This is a genomic window from Leifsonia sp. Root4 (assembly GCF_001425085.1).
In the GTDB taxonomy this organism is placed as follows: domain Bacteria; phylum Actinomycetota; class Actinomycetes; order Actinomycetales; family Microbacteriaceae; genus Microterricola.
On record NZ_LMDN01000003.1, the window covers coordinates 199339 to 220331 of the forward strand.

Sequence of the window (20993 nt, forward strand, 5' to 3'; positions counted from 1 at the left end):
GGGCCAAGTGACCGGACCCACGGCGCTCCGCCCGCAGCACCCCGTTTCACGATCCCTGTCTGGATTGGTCGACACCTTCGACCTCCACGTGCAGGGCGATATCGACGGAGTCGAGCTCAGCGGCGTCAGCCTGAGCACGACGACGGTGCAGCCAGGAGATCTTTATGTCGGCGTTCCAGGGCGCAATGCCCACGGCGCTGGATTTGCCGAAGCGGCGGCTCGTGCCGGCGCTGTCGCGGTACTGACCGACGAGGCCGGTGCGAGTCTCGCAGCGGCATCCGGTCTTCCTGTGCTGGTCACCCCCGACGCCCGCGCGGCGCTGGGTGATGTGGCCGCCTGGATCTACCGCACGGCAGACAACCCGGCGACCCTGTTCGCCGTCACCGGCACGAACGGCAAGACCAGCGTCGTGTACGTGCTCTACGCGATCCTCAGCCAGCTCGGCGTCGTCGCAGGCCTCACCTCGACGGCCGAGCGCCGCATCGGTGATGTCGCGGTGACCAGCAACCTCACCACGCCGGAGGCCAGCGAGTTGCACGCACTGTTGGCGCGCATGCGCGAGGCGGAGGTGCGTGCCGTCGGCGTCGAGGTCTCTGCCCAGGCGCTCAGCAGGCACCGCGTCGACGGACTCGTCTTCGACATCGCCGGCTTCACGAACCTCAGCCACGACCACCTCGACGACTACGGCGACCTCGAGGAGTACTTCCAGGCCAAGCTCGAGCTGTTCCAGCCCGACCGCAGCCGCCGTGGGGTCGTCACGGTCGACACCGAGTGGGGCGCGAAGCTCGCGCAGCAGTCCCGCATCCCCGTGACCACCCTCAGCACGGTCGCCGGTCAGAACGCCGACTGGCGCATGACCGTGCTCGAGGAACACGCGACCTTCACCCGCTTCGCCCTGGAGGGCCCGGAGGGCCGCCGTCTCGAGACCACGCTGCCACTGCTCGGCTGGTTCATGGCGGCGAACGCGGCACTGGCCATCGTCATGTTGGTCGAGTCGGGCTTCGACCTCGACGCGATCGCCCACGCGCTCGACCGCGACGGCGGCATCGACGTGTACATCCCCGGCCGTACCGAGCGTGTCTCCGGCGATCACGGCCCGACCGTCTACATCGACTACGGCCACACGCCGGACGCGTTCCTCAACGCCCTCGACGCGATCCGGCGCACGACGGCCGGCCGCGTGGTCATGGTGTTCGGCGCCGACGGCGACCGCGACACCACCAAGCGAGCCGACATGGGGGCGATCGCCGCCCGTGGGGCCGATGCCGTCGTGATCACCGATTTCCACCCGCGTTTCGAAGATCCTGCCGCCATTCGGCAGGCCCTGCTCGACGGCGCGCGCGCCGCTGTGCCGGATGCGGAGCTTTATGAAATACCCGACCCGCGTGCCGCCTTCCGTGCGGCCCTCGCCCTCGCAGGCGACGGTGACGCCGTGCTCTACGCCGGCCCGGGCCACGAGGACTACCAGGAGGTTGCCGGCGTGAAGCTGCCCTACTCTGCCCGCGACGACGCCCGCCAGGCCCTCAGAGAGGCCGGGTGGCTGTGATGATCGCCATGACCATCGCCGAGATCGCGGCCGCGACGGACGCACAGCTGCTGCGCACCCCGGACGCCGGCCTCGTCATCACCGGCCTCACCCACACCGACTCCCGCGATGTCACGCCGGGCGACGTCTTCGTCTGCAAGCCGGGCGAGTTCACCGACGGGCACCTCTTCGCCCCGGCTGCCGCCGAGGCCGGTGCCGTGCTCCTCATCGTCGAGCGCGAACTCGACATCGACGTGCCGCAGCTTCTCGTCGACGACGCCGTCATCGCACTCGGCGCCTTCGCGACCGAGCTCGTCTCCCGGGTGCGCGCACTCGGCACGCTCAAGATCGTTGCCGTGACCGGCAGCAACGGCAAGACGACGACGAAGAACCTGCTGCGCACGATCCTCAGCGCCGTCGGCCCGACCATCGCACCGCGTGCCTCATTCAACAACGAGGTCGGCGCACCGCTGACAATGCTCGAACTCACCGAGGACACCGAGTTCCTGGTGGCCGAGATGGGCGCGAGCGGCATCGGCGAGATCGCCAGGCTCATCGCCATGGCCAAGCCGGACATCGGCATCGTCTTGAACGTCGGTCTCGCCCACGCCGGCGAGTTCGGCGGCATCGAGTCCACCGTCATCGCCAAGACCGAGATGGTCAGCGAGCTCACCACGGATGACGTGGCCGTGCTGAACGCCGACGATCCCCGCGTCGCCGGCATGGCCGCATCCACCGCAGCACCCATCGTGTGGTTCGGCCTCGGGCCCAACGCGGCCGTCCGTGCCAGCGAGGTGCGCTCGGATGCCGGCGGAACCGCATTCGTCCTGACGCTCGCCAACGGCGAGAGCCGCCCGGTGCGCTTCCGCGTGCTCGGCGAACACCACGTGATGAACGCGCTGGCCGCAGCGGCCGCCGCGGAAGCGACCGGTGTCGGCATCGACGACATCGTGACCGCGCTGGAGAGCGTCGAGCTCGCCGAACGCTGGCGCATGCAGGTGCTCGGCGGACGTGACGGCGTCACGATCATCAACGACGCGTACAACGCGAGCCCCGACTCGATGGCAGCGGCGCTCAAGACGCTCGCCCAGATCCGCACCCCAGGCCAGCGCACCATCGCCGTGCTCGGCGAGATGAGCGAGCTGGGGGAGTTCTCCGGTGAGGAGCATGACCGCATCGGTCTCCTCGCCGTTCGCCTGAACATCTCGCAGCTTCTCGTCGTCGGCCAGAACGCGCGCCGCATGCACATCAGCACCATCAACGAGGGCTCCTGGGACGGCGAATCGAGCATTGTCGACACGCCCGACGAGGCGTTCGCACTGCTCGAAAAGGCCATCCAGCCGGGCGATCTGGTGCTGGTGAAATCATCGAACTCGGCAGCTCTGCGCTTCTTGGGCGATCGACTGGGAGAATTGTTCTCGTGGTAGCCCTGCTCACCGCCGGCGGCTTGTCGCTCGCGTTCACCCTGTTCCTCACGCCGCTGTTCATCAAGCTGTTCCACAAGCTGCAGTGGGGGCAGTTCATCCGCGACGACGGACCCCAGACCCACCACTCCAAGCGGGGCACGGCCACGATGGGTGGACTCGTCGTCATCGTCGGCGTGCTCGTGGCGTACTTCGTGGCGACCTGGGTCAGCCAGGAGCCGCCGACGCCGTCGGGCCTGCTCGTGCTGTTCATGATGGTCGGCCTCGGCGTCGTCGGATTCATCGACGATCTGCTGAAGACCCGCAAGCAGCAGAGCCTCGGCCTCGGCGGCTGGGCCAAGATCCTCGGGCAGGTGATCGTGGCCGGCACCTTCGCGGTGCTCTCGCTGCAGTTCCCGAACGCGCAGGGCGTCACGCCGGCATCCACGCACATCTCGTTCATCCGCGATCTGCCGATCGACTTCATGGCGCTCGGCGTTGTCGTCGGTCTCGGAGCCTTCGTGGTCTGGATCTGCCTGATCGTCGCGGCGACCTCCAACGCCGTGAACGTCACCGATGGCCTTGACGGCCTCGCGACGGGAGCATCGATCCTCTCGATCGGCGCCTTCGTCGTCATCGGCTTCTGGCAGTTCAACCAGAGCTGCTTCGGCGCCGGGCTCGACGAGGGCGACGCCTACCGCTGCTACGACGTGCGCGACCCGCTCGACCTCGCCATCGTGGCCGCGGCCATCACCGGCGCCCTGATCGGCTTCCTCTGGTGGAACACCTCACCCGCACAGATCTTCATGGGTGACACCGGATCGCTCGCCCTCGGTGGAGCACTGGCCGCTTTCGCCATCCTCAGCCACACCGAGCTGCTTCTCGTGCTGATCGGTGGCCTGTTCGTGATCGAGACCGGCTCCGTCATCGTGCAACGCGCCTACTTCAAGATCACCAAGGGCAAGCGCATCTTCCTGATGAGCCCGATCCATCACCACTTCGAGCTCAAGGGCTGGGCGGAAGTGACCGTGGTCGTGCGGTTCTGGATCATCGGCGGCCTGCTGGTGGCTGCCGGCGTCGGCACCTTCTACCTCGAATGGATCTCTCGCACGTGACACGCTTGGACACACTCACCAGCTGGAACGCCGACTGGCGTGACCTCAAGGTGGCCGTGCTCGGTCTCGGCGTCACGGGTTTCGCCGTTGCCGACACGCTCGCCGAGCTGGGCGCCGATGTGCTCGTCGTGGCATCCGCTGCCGACGACGACAGGGCCCGTCTGCTCGAGGTGATCGGCGCGCGTCTGCTCCAGCACGATCTCAGCACGGTGCCGGATGGGCTGGAGGACTTCGGTGCGGAGCTGCTGATCGCCTCGCCCGGCTTCCATCCCGACCACCTCGTGTTGGAGTGGGCGGCGGAGCGCGGCATCGCCATCTGGGGCGACATCGAACTCGCCTGGCGCCTGCGCGACAAGGTGCCGATGGCATCCGGCGAGCCGGCTCCGTGGATCCTCGTCACCGGCACCAATGGCAAGACCACGACGACGCAGCTCACCGCGACGTTCTTGGCCGAGGCCGGCCGTCGGGTCGCTCCGTGCGGCAACATCGGTGTTCCCGTTCTCGACGCCATCCGTGACCCGCAGGGTTGGGATGCGCTCGTCGTCGAACTCTCCAGCTACCAGCTCCACCACATCAAGCGGGAGGGCGCCGGCTCGCTGGAGCCGCTCGCGAGCGTGTGCCTGAACATCGCGGACGACCACCTCGACTGGCACGGCAGCGCGGAGGCGTACCGTGCGGCCAAGGCCACCGTGTACGCCAACACGCTCGTCGCCTGCGTCTACAACAAGGCCGACGCCGCGACCGAGGAGATGGTGCGTGATGCGGATGTCGCCGACGGCGCCCGCGCGATCGGCTTCGACCTGGGGGCTCCAGGCCCGAGCGACTTCGGCATCGTCGATGGCATTCTCTGCGACAGGGCGTTCCTCGACGACCGCCACCACAGTGCGATCGAACTGACGACGATCGCCGCCCTCGCCGCGCGCGGCCTCGACTCGCCGCACATCGTCGCGAACATCCTCGCGGCCAGCGCCCTCGCCAGGGCCGCAGGCATCGAGGTCGCCGCCATCACGCGTGCGCTCGGCCACTTCGAGCTCGACGCCCACCGCATCCAGACCGTCGCCGTCGCCGACGGCATCCGCTGGATCGACGACTCCAAGGCCACCAACCCGCACGCGGCGCTCGCCTCGCTCAAGGCGAACGATTCTGTCGTGTGGATCGTCGGGGGACTGCTCAAGGGTGTCGACGTCGACGATCTCGTGCGCAGCCAGGCGGAGCGCCTCCGCGCCGCCGTGATCATCGGTGTCGACCGCAGCGCCCTGCGCGAGGCATTCGCGCGACACGCCCCCCAACTGCCGGTGTTCGAGGTCGACGCGACCGACACTGGAGAGGTCATGCCGAGGGCGGTGCGACTGGCCGCGACGGTCGCGGTACCCGGGGACGCCGTTCTCCTGGCACCAGCGGCGGCATCGATGGACCAGTTCGCCGACTATGCGGAACGTGGCGAATTGTTCGCCGGCGCGGTACGAGAATTTCTGGGAGGTGGGGCGGATGAGCAATCCGCCTCGGGTCACTAGCAGGCCCCAGGCAGGCGCGGAGGGTTCTGCCCAGGACCCATCGGCCCGCGCCGCCTTGGCCCGCATCTCGTCGTCGCGCATTTCCTTGGGGCGTGTGTTCCGCGCGGAGGGCACGAACTTCTACCTCCTGCTCGGCACCACCGTCTTCCTCGTCGGCTTCGGGCTCGTCATGGTGCTCTCCTCCTCATCCGTGGAGTCATACCTCGAGAACCAGGGCTTCTTCGGCAGCTTCCTGAAGCAGAGCGCCTTCGCGCTGTTCGGCATCCCGATGATGCTCCTCGTGAGCCGGCTGCCGATCTCGTTCTGGAAGTGGATCGCGCCGTTCGCGATGATCGGATCGTCCTTCCTGCAGGCACTCGTCGTCTTCACGCCGCTGGGCGTCGAGGTCGGCGGCAACAAGAACTGGATCGACCTGGGCTTCGTGCAGTTCCAGCCGTCCGAGCTGATCAAGGTGTCGCTCGTGATCTGGCTCGGCCTCATCGTCAGCCGCAAGGAAGACCTGCTGGACGACTGGAAGCAGGGCCTGGCCCCGATCCTCATCACGAGCGGTGCGGCGATCGGCCTCGTCCTGCTCGGCGATGACCTCGGCACCACCTTCGTGCTGGCGGCCATGCTGATGGGTGGCCTGTTCTTCGCGGGGGTTCGGCTGCGCATGCTCGGCATGCTGGTGCTCGCCGGTGGGGTGCTCTTCGGCATCATGGCGGTGACGAGCCCGAGCAGGGTCACGCGCCTCATGACCTTCGCGGGCGGCTGCGAAGACGTCGCCAAGCAGATGAACGAGTGCTGGCAGAGCACGCACGGCGACTTCGCACTGGCCAACGGCGGCATCCTCGGTGCCGGGCTCGGCAACTCGAAGGCGAAGTGGTCGTGGCTTCCTGCCGCGCACAACGACTACATCTTCGCCATCATCGGCGAGGAACTCGGACTGCTGGGTGCCATCGTGGTGCTGCTGCTCTTCGTCGTGCTCGCCATCGCCTTCGTGCGCATCATGAACTCCAGCGACGACACCTTCATCCGCGTCGCGACCGCCACGACCATGTCGTGGATGATCGGCCAGGCGTTCATGAACATGGGCATCGTGCTCGGCGTGTTCCCCGTCTTCGGCGTTCCCCTCCCGCTGATATCGGCGGGTGGAACCGCCCTGCTGACCACCCTGATCGGCATCGGCATCGTGCTCTCCTTCGCCAGGCACATGCCGGAGGAGCGCGAAGCCCTCGGCATCCCGGCCAGGCGCGGGCTGCTCGGCGCCCGCCGCCCATCATCCAGACCACATGAGAGTTCCTGAGTGACCCGCTATCTTCTCGCCGGTGGAGGCACCGCCGGCCACGTGAATCCCCTCCTCGCCGTTGCGGATGCCATCCGCGCCGCAGAGCCGGACGCCGAGGTCATCGTGCTCGGCACGGCTGAAGGGTTGGAATCCCGGCTCGTGCCCGCGCGCGGCTACGAACTCGTCACCATCCCGAAGCTGCCGTTCCCACGCCGACCGAGCATGAGCGCGCTGCGTTTCCCCGGCCGGCTCCGCAGCACGGTTCGCCGGGTGCAGGCTTTGATCGCCGAGCGCGGCGTCGACGTCGTCGTCGGTTTCGGCGGCTACGTCTCGACACCGGCCTACCTTGCTGCCAAGCGTGCCGGCATCCCCGTCGTCATCCACGAGGCCAATGCGAGGCCCGGACTCGCCAACAAGCTCGGCGCACGGTCGACACCCTTCGTCGGCGTTGCCTTCCACGGCACGCCGATCCGCAACGCGCGCTTCGTCGGGATGCCGCTCCGCCCCGAGATCGAAACGCTTGACCGCGCGGCGGCCCGAGCCGATGCCCTGCGCTTCTTCGGTCTCGACGAGCTGAGGCCGGTGCTGCTCGTGACGGGCGGATCGCTCGGCGCGCGACGGATCAACGCCACGGTGCACGCCAGTGCCCAGCAGATCGTGGATGCCGGCTGGCAGATCCTGCACATCACGGGTGACAAGGCCGAGATCACCGATCCCGGCATCGCGGGCTACACGCTGCTCGCCTACTGCGACCGCATGGATCTGGCTCTCGCCGCCGCCGACTTCGCAGTCTCCCGGGCCGGAGCGGCGACGGTGAGCGAGCTGACCGCGCTCGGTCTGCCCGCCGTCTTCGTGCCATACCCTGTCGGCAACGGCGAGCAGCGTTTCAATGCCGCTGCCGATGTCGCGGCCGGCGGGGCACTCCTCGTCGACGACGCGGAGTTCCTGCCCGACTGGGTGGCCGGCACGCTGCTGCCGGTGCTCGCCGACCGCGCCGAGATTCAGGCGATGGCCGGGCGGGCGGCATCCGTCGGCGTCACAGACGGTTCGGCCAGGATGCTCGCACTGATCCGCGAGTCTCGGGCCGGCCGTGGTGGCGCGCACGAGATCCCCACCGGGGGCGCGTAACCTTGTCGCCGTGCGCGAGCACCGTGAACCAGATTCTTTTTGACGTAATGAGAGGCTCTCAGCCGTGACTATCAAGCCCGACCTCAGCATCACCGTTCCCGCCGAGTTGGGTGCTGTGCACTTCGTCGGCATCGGCGGCTCCGGCATGAGCGGCATCGCGCGTCTCTTCCTCGGCTCCGGCTACACGGTGAGCGGCTCCGATGTGCGCGACAGCGCCAACATCGCCGCGCTGCGCGAACTGGGCGCGACGATCACCGTCGGACACGACGCGGCCAATGTCGGCGACGCCGACACGCTCATCGTCACCGGTGCGCTCTGGCAGGACAACCCCGAGTACGTCCTCGCGCTGGAGCGCGGTCTCCCCGTGCTGCACCGCTCGCAGGCCCTGGCATGGCTCGTGCAGAAGCACCGCCTCGTCGCCGTCGCCGGTGCACATGGCAAGACGACCTCGACGGGCATGATCGTCACCGGCCTGCTCGGCATCGGGGCCGACCCGAGCTTCGTCAACGGCGGCGTCATCGACACGCTGGGCGTGAGCTCGGCTCGCGGTGAGAGCGAGCTCTTCGTCGTCGAGGCCGACGAATCGGACGGATCGTTCCTGCTCTATGACACGGCCGTCGCGCTGATCACGAACGTCGACCCTGACCACCTCGACCACTACGGCTCGCTCGAGGCCTTCCACGACGCCTTTGTGTCGTTCTCGGCGGCGGCGAGTGAGCTCGTGGTCGTGTCGTCGGATGACGCCGGCGCCGTCGGCGTCACAGCCAAGCTCCGCGCGAGCCACCCGGACAAGCGCGTGATCACCTTCGGTCAGGCCGAGGATGCCACCGTGCGCGTGCACTCGGTCGACACCGACGGGCCCGTCGCGTTCAGCGTGAGCTGGCAGAGCGAGGACTACCGCGCCCAGCTGCGCATTCCCGGCCTCCACAACGCCATCAACGCGGCCGGCGCGTTCGCCGTGCTCGTCGGCCTCGGCTTCGAGCCCGCAGCCTCCCTCGCGGCCATCGCCGAGTTCGGCGGAACCGAGCGCCGCTTCCAGCTGCACGGCACCGTCGGCGGCGTGAGCGTCTACGACGACTACGCCCACCACCCGACCGAGGTCGCTGCCGCCCTCTCGGCCGCCCGCACCGTCGTCGGCAATGGCCGCATCATCGCCGTGCACCAGCCCCACCTCTACAGCCGCACCCGCCTCTTCGCGAAGGAGTTCGCCGAGGTGCTCGAGACCTATGCCGACGAGACGGTCGTGCTCGACGTGTACGGCGCCCGCGAAGACCCGGAGCCCGGTGTCACCGGTGCTCTCGTCTCCGAGCGCTTCACCGACGCCTCCCACGTTGCCTTCGTGCCGGACTGGCAGGCGGCCGCAGACCACACCGCAGAGATCTCCCGCGACGGCGACTTCGTGATCACCCTCGGCTGTGGCGATGTCTACCGCATCGTTCCACAGCTGCTCGAGGCGTTGCAGCGCACGAGGGCCTGACGGGCGCCACGCGATCAGCATGAAGCGACCCCAGGGATTCGAACCGCCGGCGGCCCCGGCCGCTTCGGCGCGCCAGCGGGGTCAGGGCGAAGCGAAGGCCGCACCTAAGGCTCCGGCACCCAAGGCGCCGGCACCGAAGGCACCGATTCCCCGGGCGCCGCGCGTGCCGGCGGCCAAGCTGCCGACGGCATGGTGGATGAACAAGCAGGAGCCGGCAGCCGCGCCCGCCCCCGCGGCACAGGGCGGCCGCATTGCCGAACCGGACGCTGTCACGGAACCGATCGCGGTGCAGGGCGTTCAGCCGGCACAGCAGGCGGAACCGGCACAGCAGGCCACAACGGGACCGCTCGCACCGGTGACCGAGATCACCTCGGTGATCCCGGGTGTGCGGGCGGACGCCGAGCCGGACCCGGAGCAGGACGCGGGCCCGGAACCGGAGCCGCTTACACCGAGCAGTGCCCGTGCCAGGCTGCGCGCTGCCACGAAGGCTCGCCGCGCCTACGAGCGAGCGGAGGTGCGCCGCTTCACCCGCCACCTGCGCCGTCGGCGTGCCGCCTGGCTCACCGGGCTCGGCGCGGTGCTCGCACTCGCCATCTTCGTCGCGGTCGGCACGTTCTCGCCGCTGATGGCGCTCACCACGATTCAGGTGGAGGGAACGAACCGGCTGCTCGCGACCGACGTCTCGGCCGCGCTCGACGGCCAGATCGGCACGCCGCTGCCATTGGTGGATCTCGGCGAGGTCAAAACCGATCTGTCCCAGTTCACTCTGATCCAGAGCTTCTCCACCGAGAGCCGCCCGCCGAACACCCTCGTCGTGCGGATCGTCGAGCGCACACCGATCGGCGCGATCGCGGGCCCGAACGGCTTCGACCTCGTCGATCCGGCCGGAGTCGTCATCCAGACCACTCCGGAGCGGCCGGAGGGCTTCCCGCTGGTGGAGGCCGTTGGCGCCGACGGTCTCGCCGCCGCCGGAAGCGTCGTGCAGGCGTTGCCCGCCGAGATTCGCCCGCAGGCCGACATCGTGCGCGCCGCGAGTACCGACGACGTCAGCCTCGTGCTCGTCGGAGGGGCCAGCGTGGCGTGGGGGAGTGCCGAGGAATCGGCGTTGAAGGCCGTCGTGCTCAGCAAGCTGATGGCTGCTGCGCCCCCCGGAACGGTCTCCGTCTACGACGTCTCATCGCCCACGAGCCCCGTCGTCCGCTGACCCACAGCCGGCGACACGCCAGGCATACACGAACGCGGCGATGGATTGCGGGCAGAATTCCCGACACGCGGGCGCGCCTGCCGTGCGAATCCGAGCCTGCGCATAACTTCGAGCTTAGGAATTGCATACTCAGCATAACTTTAAGCTTCGACAAGAAGTTGAGAGTTTCCACCGGAGGCCGGACGTGTCAACAAATCAGAACTACCTTGCCGTAATTAAGGTCGTCGGTATCGGCGGCGGCGGTGTCAATGCTGTCAACCGCATGATCGAGCTCGGATTGCGTGGCGTTGAATTCATCGCCATCAACACCGATGCCCAGGCGTTGCTGATGAGTGATGCGGACGTCAAACTCGACGTCGGTCGTGACCTCACCCGTGGCCTCGGTGCCGGTGCAGATCCCGAGGTCGGCCGCCGTGCCGCAGAAGACCACGCCGAAGAGATCGAGGAAGCCCTCGCCGGCGCCGACATGGTCTTCGTCACCGCCGGTGAAGGCGGTGGAACAGGAACCGGTGGCGCCCCCGTCGTCGCCCGCATCGCCAAGTCCATCGGCGCGCTCACCATCGGTGTCGTCACCAAGCCGTTCGGCTTCGAGGGCAAGCGTCGTCAGGCTCAGGCCGAGACCGGCGTCAGCACCCTCAAGGAAGAGGTCGACACCCTCATCGTCGTGCCGAACGACCGCCTGCTGGAGATCAGCGACCGCGGCATCAGCATGCTCGACGCCTTCGCGACCGCCGACCAGGTGCTCCTCGCCGGTGTTCAGGGCATCACCGACCTGATCACCACCCCCGGCCTGATCAACCTCGACTTCGCCGACGTCAAGTCGGTCATGCAGGGTGCGGGCTCCGCGCTCATGGGCATCGGCTCCTCGCGCGGCGCCGACCGTGCCATCAAGGCAGCAGAACTGGCCGTTGCCAGCCCGCTGCTCGAGGCATCGATCGACGGCGCGCACGGCGTTCTGCTCTCGATCCAGGGTGGATCGAACCTCGGAATCTTCGAAATCAACGACGCCGCCCGCCTCGTCCAGGAGGCCGTCCACCCCGAGGCCAACATCATCTTCGGTGCCGTCATCGACGACACCCTGGGTGACGAGGTTCGCGTGACCGTGATCGCCGCCGGCTTCGATGGCGGAGAGCCGCAGACGAAGTCCTCCGACTCACGTCGCAGCAACTTCGTGACGGCCGGCGTCGGCGCTGCCGCAGCCGGTTCCACCGTCACGGCCGTTGCCGAGGAGCCCACCGCGAGTGACATCGACGCACTGGTCGAGTCCGCGTGGCACAGCGGAGAGGTCAGCGCCACCGAGGCCGCCGTCACCGACCCGGCATTCGCCGAGGACGACAACGACCTCGACATCCCCGACTTCCTCAAGTAGCACCGGCATGAGCGAGCACGGGCGGGCCGGCTCGGCCAGCGGTTCCGCCCTGGCCGAACGGCTGGCGAAGGTGCAGGCCGGCGTCGCGGATGCCGCGCGAGCGGCAGGCCGCGAGCCGAGCAGCGTCACGACCATCGTCGTGACGAAGTTCCACCCGGCATCGCTCGTCGCCGAACTGTCAGCGCTCGGCGTGCGGGACGTCGGTGAGAACCGCCACCAGGAGGCTCAGGCCAAGGCGGCGGAACTCGCCGGTCTGCCGCTCTGCTGGCACTTCGTCGGGCAGCTGCAGAGCAAGAAGGCGAAGCAGGTGCGTGCATACGCAGACGTGATCCACTCGATCGACCGGCCGGCGCTGCTGAGTGCGCTGGCCTCCGACGAGAGCACCATCGACTGCTTCCTGCAGGTCAACCTGACCGACAACGCGGAGAGGGGCGGGGTCGCTCCAGCCGAGTTGCCCGCGCTCGTCGAGCAGACGCTGGCCACCCCCGGCCTGCGTCTCCTCGGCCTGATGGCCGTCGCACCGCTGGGTGAGGAACCGCGCCGCGCTTTCGCCCGTGTGCGGGAGCTCTCCGAGTCCATTCGGGGCATCGCACCGACAGCGACGGCACTCTCCATGGGCATGTCGCAAGACTTCGCCGCAGCCATCGCCGAGGGGGCGACACACCTGCGTATTGGCACAGCCATTACCGGGAATCGCCCCCACCCCGGTTAATGTGAATTAGCCGGCTCAAACAAGACGGAACCGTACACGGAGGTAGTAATGTCCAACCCGCTCAAGAAGACCATGGTCTATCTGGGACTGGCAGACGAAGAGCTCGAGTACGACGAGCCTGCTGCCGCCGCAGCCCCGGTCGCGCAGGCCCCGGCTGCAGCGCCGACCAAGAACGCGGCACCGGTCACCCCGTTGCGCAAGGCCCCCGTTCCCAAGCAGAGCACTCAGGCGGCAGAGATGAATGAGATCCTCACCGTGCACCCGCGTCAGTACCGCGACGCGCAGATCATCGCCGAGAGCTTCCGCGACGGCATCCCGGTCATCATCAACCTCTCGCAGATGAGCGAGGGTGACGCCCGCCGCCTCATCGACTTCGCCAGCGGCCTCTCACAGGGCCTCTACGGCAAGATCGAGCGCGTCACGAACAAGGTCTTCCTGCTCTCCCCATCGCACGTCATCGTGAGCGGTGAGAACGGTGAGACCGACTCCGATGTCGATGCTTCGTTCTTTGCACAGTCATAATTAGTCTGTGACCATCGTTGCCCTGATCGCGGGGATTCTGTATTTCTTTCTGCTGCTCTACTTCTTTGCGATGTGGGCGCGGTTCGTGCTCGACCTCGTGCGCAATTTCAACCGGTCGTGGCGGCCACGCTCATTCGCCCTGATCCTGGTCGAGTTCGTGTACACGATCACCGATCCGCCGATCAAGTTCTTCCGTCGGATCCTCCCGCCACTCCGTTTCGGAGCCGTCGCCTTCGACTTCGGTTGGAGCCTGACCATGCTGCTCGTCATCATCCTGATGCCGATCGTCGGCGCATTCCGCTATGTCTAGCGAGAGCATCGGCACTCGTGCAGCATCCAATGCTGTGTACTCGGTCAGCGTCATCGGCGCTGCTGCGAGTATCCTGAATCGGTGACACCGTACGACGGTTCATCGTGCGTGAGAGCAACGACCTTTGTTAGCGTTGCTCACACGTAACCTTCTGTTCACAACCAAGTTCTAAGGGTGGAAAGCCATGGCGCTAACTCCGGAAGATGTAGTCAACAAGCGGTTCCAGCCGACCAAGTTCCGCGAGGGATACGACCAGGACGAGGTTGACGACTTCCTCGACGAGGTCGTCGTCGAGCTGCGTCGCCTGAACGGCGAGAACGAGGAGCTCCGTCAGCGCCTCGCCGCCGCAGAGAGCGGCGCACCGCAGGCAGCCGCACCGGCGCCCGCGCCCAGCTTCACCGCTCCGGAGCCGACGCCGGCCCCCGTTGCCGCCCCGATCGCTGCTCCCGTCGTTCCTTCGGCATCCGCCGAGGCCGAGGAGCAGGCCAGCACCACGAACCTCCTGCAGCTGGCTCGCCGCCTGCACGAGGAGCACGTGCGTGAGGGTGCTGAGAAGCGCGACGCACTCATCGCAGAGGGTCACGCAACCGCTGCCCGCGTCGTGGCCGAGTCCGAGGCCAAGCAGCGCGCTCAGATCGGCGCACTCGAGAAGGAGCGTTCCACGCTCGAGTCGAAGATCGAAGAGCTCCGCACCTTCGAGCGCGACTACCGCGCCAAGCTGAAGAGCTACATCGAAGGCCAGCTCCGCGAGCTTGACTCCTCGGCCGCTCAGGCGCCGACGGCAGGCTTCGGTGCTGCACAGGGCAACGACGCGCCCGCCCCGAGCTTCCAGGGCTTTGGGGTCTGATTCCCGAGGGAAGGTCAGCGCCGTCGCGCTTGTTGTCCTGGCCCTCGTCGCTCTCAGTGCCTATGGTCTCGACCAGTTCAGCAAGTACCTCGTCGTCTCAAATCTGAGTGAAGGGGAGGTGGTCCCGGTTCTCGGCAACGTTCTGCAACTGCAGTTCGTGCGGAATCCCGGGGCCGCCTTCTCCCTCGCCAGTGGGCAGACCTGGATCTTCACGATCATCGCCTCGGCCGTGATCGTGTTCATCATCTGGTTTGCCCGTCGCATCCGCTCCATCGCGTGGGCCATCGTCTTCGGGCTTCTGCTCGGCGGCGTCATGGGCAATCTCACCGATCGTTACTTCCGTGACCCCGGTTTTCCGGAGGGTCACGTCATCGACTTCATCTACACACCGTGGATGCTCCCGGCGATCTACAACTTCGCCGACATCGCGATTGTCTGCAGCATGGGTCTGTTCATGATCCTCACGCTGCGTGGCGTGGGTCTCGACGGTGTCCGCACCATCGAACCGAAGAAGAACAAGCACGACTCCACCAGCCAGACGGATGACGGCGCAGCCGCAGCATCCACCGACGAAGTACCGGCGCCGTAGACATGGAATCACGTTCTTTTCCCGTACCCGACGGCCTCGCCGGGGTACGCGTTGACGCCGGGCTGGCCAAGCTGCTCGGTTTCTCCCGCAACTTCGCGGCCGAGGTGATCGAGGCCGGCGGTGTCAGCCTCGACGGCTCCTCCGTCGACAAGTCGGACAAACTCCGCGCCGGTTCCTGGCTCGAGGTGAACTGGCAGAGCAAGTCTCCGCTGGAGATCGTTCCGATTCCCGTGCCGGATCTCACCATCGTGCACGACGACGACGACATCGTCGTGATCAACAAGCCGGCCGGTGTCGCCGCACACCCGAGCGTCGGCTGGACGGGACCGACTGTCGTCGGCGCCCTCGCCGCGGCCGGATTCCGCATCTCGACCTCCGGAGCAGCTGAACGCGCCGGAGTCGTGCACCGCCTGGATGCCGGCACGAGCGGCCTCATGGTCGTCGCCAAGTCCGAGCACGCGTACACGGAGCTCAAGCGGGCGTTCCACGACCGCGAGGTGGAGAAGATCTACCACGCCGTCGTGCAGGGCCATCCAGACCCGCTGGCCGGCACCATCGACGCGCCGATCGGCCGTCATCCGCGTGCCGAGTGGAAGTTCGCCGTCACGAGTGACGGCAAGCACTCGATCACGCACTACGAGACGCTCGAGGCGTTCCCGTACGCCTCGCTCCTCGAGATCCACCTCGAGACGGGTCGCACCCATCAGATCCGCGTGCACATGGCGGCCCAGCGCCACCCCTGTGTCGGTGACTCGATGTACGGTGCAGATCCAACGCTCTCCGCGCGTCTGGGGCTGGACCGCCAGTGGCTGCACGCCGTGCAGCTCGGCTTCTCGCACCCGGCCACGGGGGAGTGGGTGAGCTTCACCGCCCCCTACGCGCCGGAGCTGCAACACGCCCTCGACGTGCTCGCCGACTAGGCGGGGCCCAGGCAGACCATCGGCACTTCCAGTTAGTCGGAGCACTACGTGACAACATCGAACGACTCCTTCGTTCACCTCCACGTGCACAGCGAATACTCCATGTTGGATGGCGCTGCGCACATCAAGCCGCTCATGGAAGCCGTCGTCGCGGAGAAGATGCCGGCGATCGCCGTCACCGACCACGGCAACATGTTCGGTGCATTCGACTTCTGGAACCAGGCGAAGGCCGCCGGCGTCAAGCCGATCATCGGCACAGAGGCCTACGTCACGCCGGGTACCGCCCGCGGCGACCGCACCCGCGTCAAGTGGGGCAGCGGAGCGCAGGGCGAGGACGACGTGTCCGGCTCCGGCGCGTACACGCACATGACGCTGCTCTCCGAGACCACGGAGGGCATGCACAACCTGTTCCGGATGTCGTCGAAGGCCTCGATCGAGGGCTACTACTTCAAGCCGCGCATGGACCGTGAGCTGCTCGCCCAGTACTCCAAGGGCGTCATCGCCACCTCCGGCTGCGCCGGTGGTGAGGTGCAGACGCGCCTCAGACTCGGCCAGTACGAGGAGGCCAAGAAGGCGGCATCCGACTACCGGGACATCTTCGGCAAAGAGAACTTCTTCGTCGAGGTGATGGACCACGGCATCGACGTCGAGCGCCGCACGATCAGCGATCTGCTGCGGCTCGCCAAAGAGCTCGACCTGCCACTCGTCGCCACGAACGACCTGCACTACACGCACGCCCACGACGCCACGGCGCACGCCGCCCTGCTCTGCGTCCAGTCCGGCTCGACGCTGGATGACCCGAACCGCTTCAAGTTCGACGCCGACGAGTTCTACCTGAAGAGCGCCGCCCAGATGCGGCACCTGTTCCGCGACAACATCGAGGCCTGCGACAACACGCTACTCATCGCCGAGCGCTGCGATGTGACCTTCGACACGTCAACGAGCTACATGCCGCGCTTCCCCGTTCCGGAGGGCGAGACGGAGGACAGCTGGTTCACCAAGGAGGTCGACGCTGGGCTCGCCGTGCGCTACCCGAACGGCATCCCGGACGCCGTGCGCAAGCAGGCCGACTACGAGACCGGCGTCATCCTGCAGATGGGTTTCCCCGGCTACTTCCTCGTCGTCGCCGACTTCATCAACTGGTCCAAGCGCAACGGCATCCGCGTCGGACCCGGCCGTGGCTCCGGTGCCGGCTCGATGGCGGCGTACGCGATGGGCATCACCGACCTCGACCCGCTGCACCACGGCCTGATCTTCGAGCGCTTCCTGAACCCAGAGCGCGTCTCGATGCCCGACTTCGACGTCGACTTCGATGATCGTCGCCGCGGCGAGGTCATCAAGTACGTGACGGAGAAGTACGGCTCGGAGCGCGTCGCGCAGATCGTCACCTACGGCACCATCAAGGCCAAGCAGGCGCTGAAGGACTCCTCGCGCGTGCTCGGCTTCCCCTTCGGCATGGGCGACAAGCTCACCAAGGCGATGCCGCCGCCCGTCATGGGCAAGGACATCCCGCTCACCGGGATCTTCGACAAGTCGCACCCGCGCTACAAGGAGGCCGCCGACATCCGCGCGGTCGTCGAGACCGACCACGAGGCCAAGACCGTCTTCGAGACGGCGCTCGGCCTCGAGAACCTCAAGCGCCAGTGGGGCGTGCACGCCGCCGGCGTCATCATGTCCAGCGACCCGCTGATCGACATCATCCCGATCATGAAGCGCGAACAAGACGGCCAGATCGTCACGCAGTTCGACTACCCGGCCGCCGAGGCGCTCGGGTTGATCAAGATGGACTTCCTCGGGCTCCGCAACCTGACCATCGTCTCTGACGCCCTCGACAACATCGAGCTGAACCGCGGCCACCGCCTGGTGCTCGAGGAGCTCGCCCTCGACGACGTCGGAGCTTACGAACTGCTCGCCCGCGGCGACACCCTCGGCGTGTTCCAGCTGGACGGCGGACCCATGCGCGGGCTGCTCCGCCTGATGAAGCCCGACAACTTCGAAGACATCTCGGCCGTGTTGGCCCTGTACCGCCCGGGCCCGATGGGCGCGGACTCGCACACCAATTACGCGCTGCGCAAGAACGGTCTGCAGGAGATCACGCCGATCCACCCCGAGCTCGCGGACGCCCTCGAGGAGGTTCTCGGCGGCACATACGGCCTCATCATCTACCAGGAGCAGGTGATGTCGATCGCGCAGAAGGTCGCCGGCTTCTCGCTGGGCCAGGCCGACATCCTGCGCCGTGCCATGGGTAAGAAGAAGAAGTCGGAGCTCGACAAGCAGTACGAGGGCTTCCGCGCCGGCATGCACGCCAATGGCTTCACGGATGCCGCAGTCAAGGCGCTCTGGGACATCCTGCTGCCCTTCTCCGACTACGCCTTCAACAAGGCGCACTCCGCCGCCTACGGCGTCGTGTCGTACTGGACGGCGTACCTCAAGGCCCACTACCCGGCCGAGTACATGGCCGCGCTGCTGACCAGCGTCGGCGACTCCAAAGACAAGATGGCGATCTACCTCAATGAGTGCCGCCGCATGGGCATCAAGGTGCTCCCGCCGGACGTCAACGAGTCGATCGGCTTCTTCGCCGCCGTCGGCACCGACATCCGCTTCGGCCTCGGCGCCGTGCGCAACGTCGGCACGAACGTCGTCGAGGGTGTCAGGGCCGCCCGCGAGGAGAAGGGCCGTTTCGAGGGATTCCATGACTTCCTGCGCAAGGTGCCGATCCACGCGACCAACAAGCGCACCGTCGAGTCGCTGATCAAGGCGGGTGCATTCGACTCGCTCGGCTCAACCCGGCGCGCCCTCGTGGAGATCCACGAGCAGGCCGTCGAGTCTGCCGTGAAGATCAAGCGCGACGAGGAGCACGGCAACGTCGGCTTCGATTTCGACAGCCTGTTCGAAGAGGTCGGCGAGGCTCCGGCCTCCGATGTTCCCGAGCGCCCGGAATGGGCGAAGAAGGACAAGCTGGCGTTCGAGCGCGAGATGCTCGGCCTCTACGTCTCTGACCACCCGCTGGCCGGGCTGGAGGTGCCGCTCGCGAAGCACGCCAGCATCTCGATCGCCGAGCTGATGGCATCCGAGAGCATCGAAGACGGTGAGACGGTGACCATCGCCGGCCTCGTGACGAGCGTGCAGCACCGGACCGCCAAGAACTCGGGCAACCAGTACGGGATGATCACCGTCGAAGACTTCGGCGGCGAGATCACCGTGATGTTCATGGGCAAGGGCTACCAGGAGTTCGCACCGCTACTCGTCTCCGACTCCATCGCGGTGGTGCGCGGCCGGGTGAGCATGCGCGACGACGGCATGAACCTGCACGCGTTCAGCCTGATGACGCCGGAGCTCGGCCAGGACGAGGTCGAGGGCACCGTGATCATCTCGATGCCGGACAACCGCGCGACCCGAGACACCGTGACCGCGCTGGATGAGATCCTCTCGCGTCACGGCGGCGAGAACGAGGTCCGGCTGAAACTGCTGCGCGGGGGAATGGCGCGGGTCTTCGAGCTCCCGCGTCACCGCGTGAAGGTGACCGCGGACCTCTACGGCGAGCTGAAGAGCCTGCTCGGCCCGAACTGCCTGGTCTAGGGCCAAAGTAGCCACAGGAACCGCCACAGATGCTGGCACATCCGGTTCGTGAGGTCTCGATTCCTCGCACTCGACCGGCGGGAGAGTGGCTAGAACGGCGGAGTGTTCGGGTAGCGGCTGGTGGTTTCGACAGGCTCAACCAGCGGGGGTGGCTCGACCGGCAGGGGCGGCGGCTCGGCCGGTGAACCCGGCGGGGGTCTTCGGCTGCTGGGCGGGGCCGGATGCGTGTCGTAGATCCGGCCGGCCGGGCTCACCCAGCGGAGCACACCGTGCCCGAGCTGCGTGACCCGCCAGCGGGAATTGTGCTTGAGCCGGTGATGCTTCTTACACAGCACCGCGAGATTGCATTCCTCAGTGAGGCCGTCGCGCTCGAAGGGGAGGGTGTGGTCAATCTCGCAGCGCTCCGCCTTGCGGGTGCAGCCCGGGAAGCGGCAGACCTGGTCCCGGTACAGGATCCAGCGGCGCAACGCCTTCGTCATCGTGTATTTGCTTGGATCCAGCTGGAGTGGAGTGTTGTCGACTGGGTCGACGAGGATCCGGTGCAGGGTGGGGGCCTCGGCGGCGAGGCGGCGGGCCGTGTCGGCGTCGATCGGGCCGTAACCGTGCAGCTCACCCGGCTGATCGGATGGGCCGATCAGGGTCGCGTACGGGATCGTGAGTTTCGGCACGGCGACGAAGACTTCGGGGCGGGAGAACGCCAGACCCGGCATCCGCGACCTCGCGGCGCCCTCCGCGGTGTCGGAGGGCGGTGTCGGTGGAAGCAGCAGCAGTTCGGCGGCGATGTCCGCCTCCAACTGGGCGTGCGTGCCAGGGCTGAGCGCGACCTCGGTGTCGGCGAGGTGAGCGGTGTCGAGCGCCTCAGCTTGGGCGTGGTCGGCGAGGTGGCTGATCCGTTCGGTGATCGCGATCGCCTTCTCCGCCTCCAGATGCAGGTGCAACCACGCCATCCCGTCCGCGGCGGGTTCGAACCACAGCCGGCGCTCGGTGCGGCCCCTTTCCGCCCGCAGGGTGAGCGAGTCGGGGTGGAGGCGTTCCCGGATCCGGGCCGCCGTGCGGCGGAACGCGGTCGGGGTCTGTGTGGCCGCTTTCAGCAGTGCTTCGGCTTCGAAGCGGGCGTGGAGCTCCGGCGGCAGGGAGATGGCCTGGGCGAGGATCTCGCGCACGTGGCGTTGCCCGACCGTGCCCGCCGCGAGGGCCGCCAGGCTCTTGGTGAAGACGGTGCCGAGTTGCTTGGCCTCGTAGATCAGTCCCGTCATGGTGCGCTCGTGCACCCGGAGCACCAGGGCGAGCTCGGCCGTGATGCTGCGAAGCGCGAACTCCTCCTCGATCCGGCGGGTCCGACCCGTCGGGTCGGCGGTCGCAACGGCGTGGGAGCGGGCCGTTTCGATCAAGCGGTATTGCTCCGCCAGAGTGGACCCGAGCGAGGTTTGGGTGGAGGCGAGACCGGTGAGGCACTCGGTGATGACCGGGTCGGTGGCCGATCCGGGGAGCTGCAACGCTGCTTCGCTCATG

Annotated in this window: 17 protein-coding genes; 16 read left to right on the plus strand and 1 reads right to left on the minus strand. The window is 67.4% G+C overall.

The genetic code is table 11. The features are described 5' to 3' along the window. The first annotated feature begins 7 nt into the window (after positions 1–7). The 16 genes from ASC66_RS10685 (at position 8) to dnaE (ending at position 19481) form a co-directional block, all read left to right on the plus strand. Positions 8–1546, plus strand: coding sequence for a Mur ligase family protein (locus tag ASC66_RS10685; RefSeq protein WP_055838996.1), 1539 nt, complete (start codon positions 8–10; stop codon positions 1544–1546). Then, a complete protein-coding gene (locus ASC66_RS10690) occupies positions 1546–2952 on the plus strand; it encodes a UDP-N-acetylmuramoyl-tripeptide--D-alanyl-D-alanine ligase (protein WP_055840314.1) in 1407 nt (468 codons plus the stop codon). Before ASC66_RS10685 ends, ASC66_RS10690 begins: the two co-directional genes overlap by 1 nt. Beyond that, the gene (gene mraY / locus ASC66_RS10695; protein ID WP_055839000.1) at positions 2946–4043 is read left to right on the plus strand and encodes a phospho-N-acetylmuramoyl-pentapeptide-transferase; all 1098 of its coding nucleotides are present in this window, start codon (positions 2946–2948) and stop codon (positions 4041–4043) included. The genes ASC66_RS10690 and mraY overlap by 7 nt, the downstream gene beginning before the upstream one ends. Continuing rightward, a complete protein-coding gene (gene murD, locus ASC66_RS10700) occupies positions 4025–5557 on the plus strand; it encodes a UDP-N-acetylmuramoyl-L-alanine--D-glutamate ligase (RefSeq protein WP_055839003.1) in 1533 nt (510 codons plus the stop codon). Before mraY ends, murD begins: the two co-directional genes overlap by 19 nt. Continuing rightward, positions 5532–6842 (plus strand): putative lipid II flippase FtsW, encoded by a 1311-nt coding sequence (ftsW, locus tag ASC66_RS10705; RefSeq protein ID WP_082492260.1) that lies wholly within the window; start codon positions 5532–5534, stop codon positions 6840–6842. Before murD ends, ftsW begins: the two co-directional genes overlap by 26 nt. Then, complete coding sequence (locus ASC66_RS10710) at positions 6843–7952, plus strand: UDP-N-acetylglucosamine--N-acetylmuramyl-(pentapeptide) pyrophosphoryl-undecaprenol N-acetylglucosamine transferase (protein ID WP_055839006.1); 1110 nt, start codon at positions 6843–6845, stop codon at positions 7950–7952. Positions 7953–8016: 64 nt separating this feature from the next. Then, entirely contained in the window at positions 8017–9429 is a 1413-nt protein-coding gene (murC, locus tag ASC66_RS10715; protein WP_055839009.1) for a UDP-N-acetylmuramate--L-alanine ligase, read from the plus strand. Between the two features lie 19 nt (positions 9430–9448). Then, positions 9449–10633, plus strand: a complete 1185-nt coding sequence (locus ASC66_RS18140) for a cell division protein FtsQ/DivIB (protein ID WP_157509757.1) — start codon at positions 9449–9451, stop codon at positions 10631–10633. A gap of 184 nt (positions 10634–10817) precedes the next feature. Then, on the plus strand, positions 10818–12002 hold the full coding sequence (gene ftsZ / locus ASC66_RS10725) for a cell division protein FtsZ (RefSeq protein WP_055839012.1): 1185 nt from the start codon (positions 10818–10820) through the stop codon (positions 12000–12002). A gap of 7 nt (positions 12003–12009) precedes the next feature. Further along, positions 12010–12714: a YggS family pyridoxal phosphate-dependent enzyme gene (locus ASC66_RS10730; RefSeq protein WP_055839014.1), complete on the plus strand. Its 705-nt coding sequence runs from the start codon at positions 12010–12012 to the stop codon at positions 12712–12714. A gap of 48 nt (positions 12715–12762) precedes the next feature. After that, positions 12763–13236 carry a cell division protein SepF gene (locus ASC66_RS10735; protein WP_055839017.1) on the plus strand — a complete coding sequence of 158 codons (474 nt, stop codon included), beginning with the start codon at positions 12763–12765 and terminating at the stop codon, positions 13234–13236. Between the two features lie 7 nt (positions 13237–13243). After that, positions 13244–13546 (plus strand): YggT family protein, encoded by a 303-nt coding sequence (locus ASC66_RS10740; RefSeq protein WP_055839020.1) that lies wholly within the window; start codon positions 13244–13246, stop codon positions 13544–13546. A gap of 184 nt (positions 13547–13730) precedes the next feature. Then, positions 13731–14393: a DivIVA domain-containing protein gene (locus ASC66_RS10745; protein ID WP_055839023.1), complete on the plus strand. Its 663-nt coding sequence runs from the start codon at positions 13731–13733 to the stop codon at positions 14391–14393. Then, positions 14383–14982 carry a signal peptidase II gene (gene lspA / locus ASC66_RS10750; protein WP_055839026.1) on the plus strand — a complete coding sequence of 200 codons (600 nt, stop codon included), beginning with the start codon at positions 14383–14385 and terminating at the stop codon, positions 14980–14982. The genes ASC66_RS10745 and lspA overlap by 11 nt, the downstream gene beginning before the upstream one ends. Before the next feature lie 2 nt (positions 14983–14984). After that, positions 14985–15902 carry an RluA family pseudouridine synthase gene (locus ASC66_RS10755; RefSeq protein WP_055839029.1) on the plus strand — a complete coding sequence of 306 codons (918 nt, stop codon included), beginning with the start codon at positions 14985–14987 and terminating at the stop codon, positions 15900–15902. 102 nt (positions 15903–16004) lie between these two features. Further along, the gene (dnaE, locus tag ASC66_RS10760) at positions 16005–19481 is read left to right on the plus strand and encodes a DNA polymerase III subunit alpha (RefSeq protein ID WP_055840317.1); all 3477 of its coding nucleotides are present in this window, start codon (positions 16005–16007) and stop codon (positions 19479–19481) included. Positions 19482–19570: 89 nt separating this feature from the next. Here the strand turns inward: dnaE and ASC66_RS10765 are convergent, their stop codons facing one another. Further along, positions 19571–20992 (minus strand): HNH endonuclease signature motif containing protein, encoded by a 1422-nt coding sequence (locus ASC66_RS10765; protein WP_055839032.1) that lies wholly within the window; start codon positions 20990–20992, stop codon positions 19571–19573. Between the last annotated feature and the right edge of the window lies 1 nt (position 20993).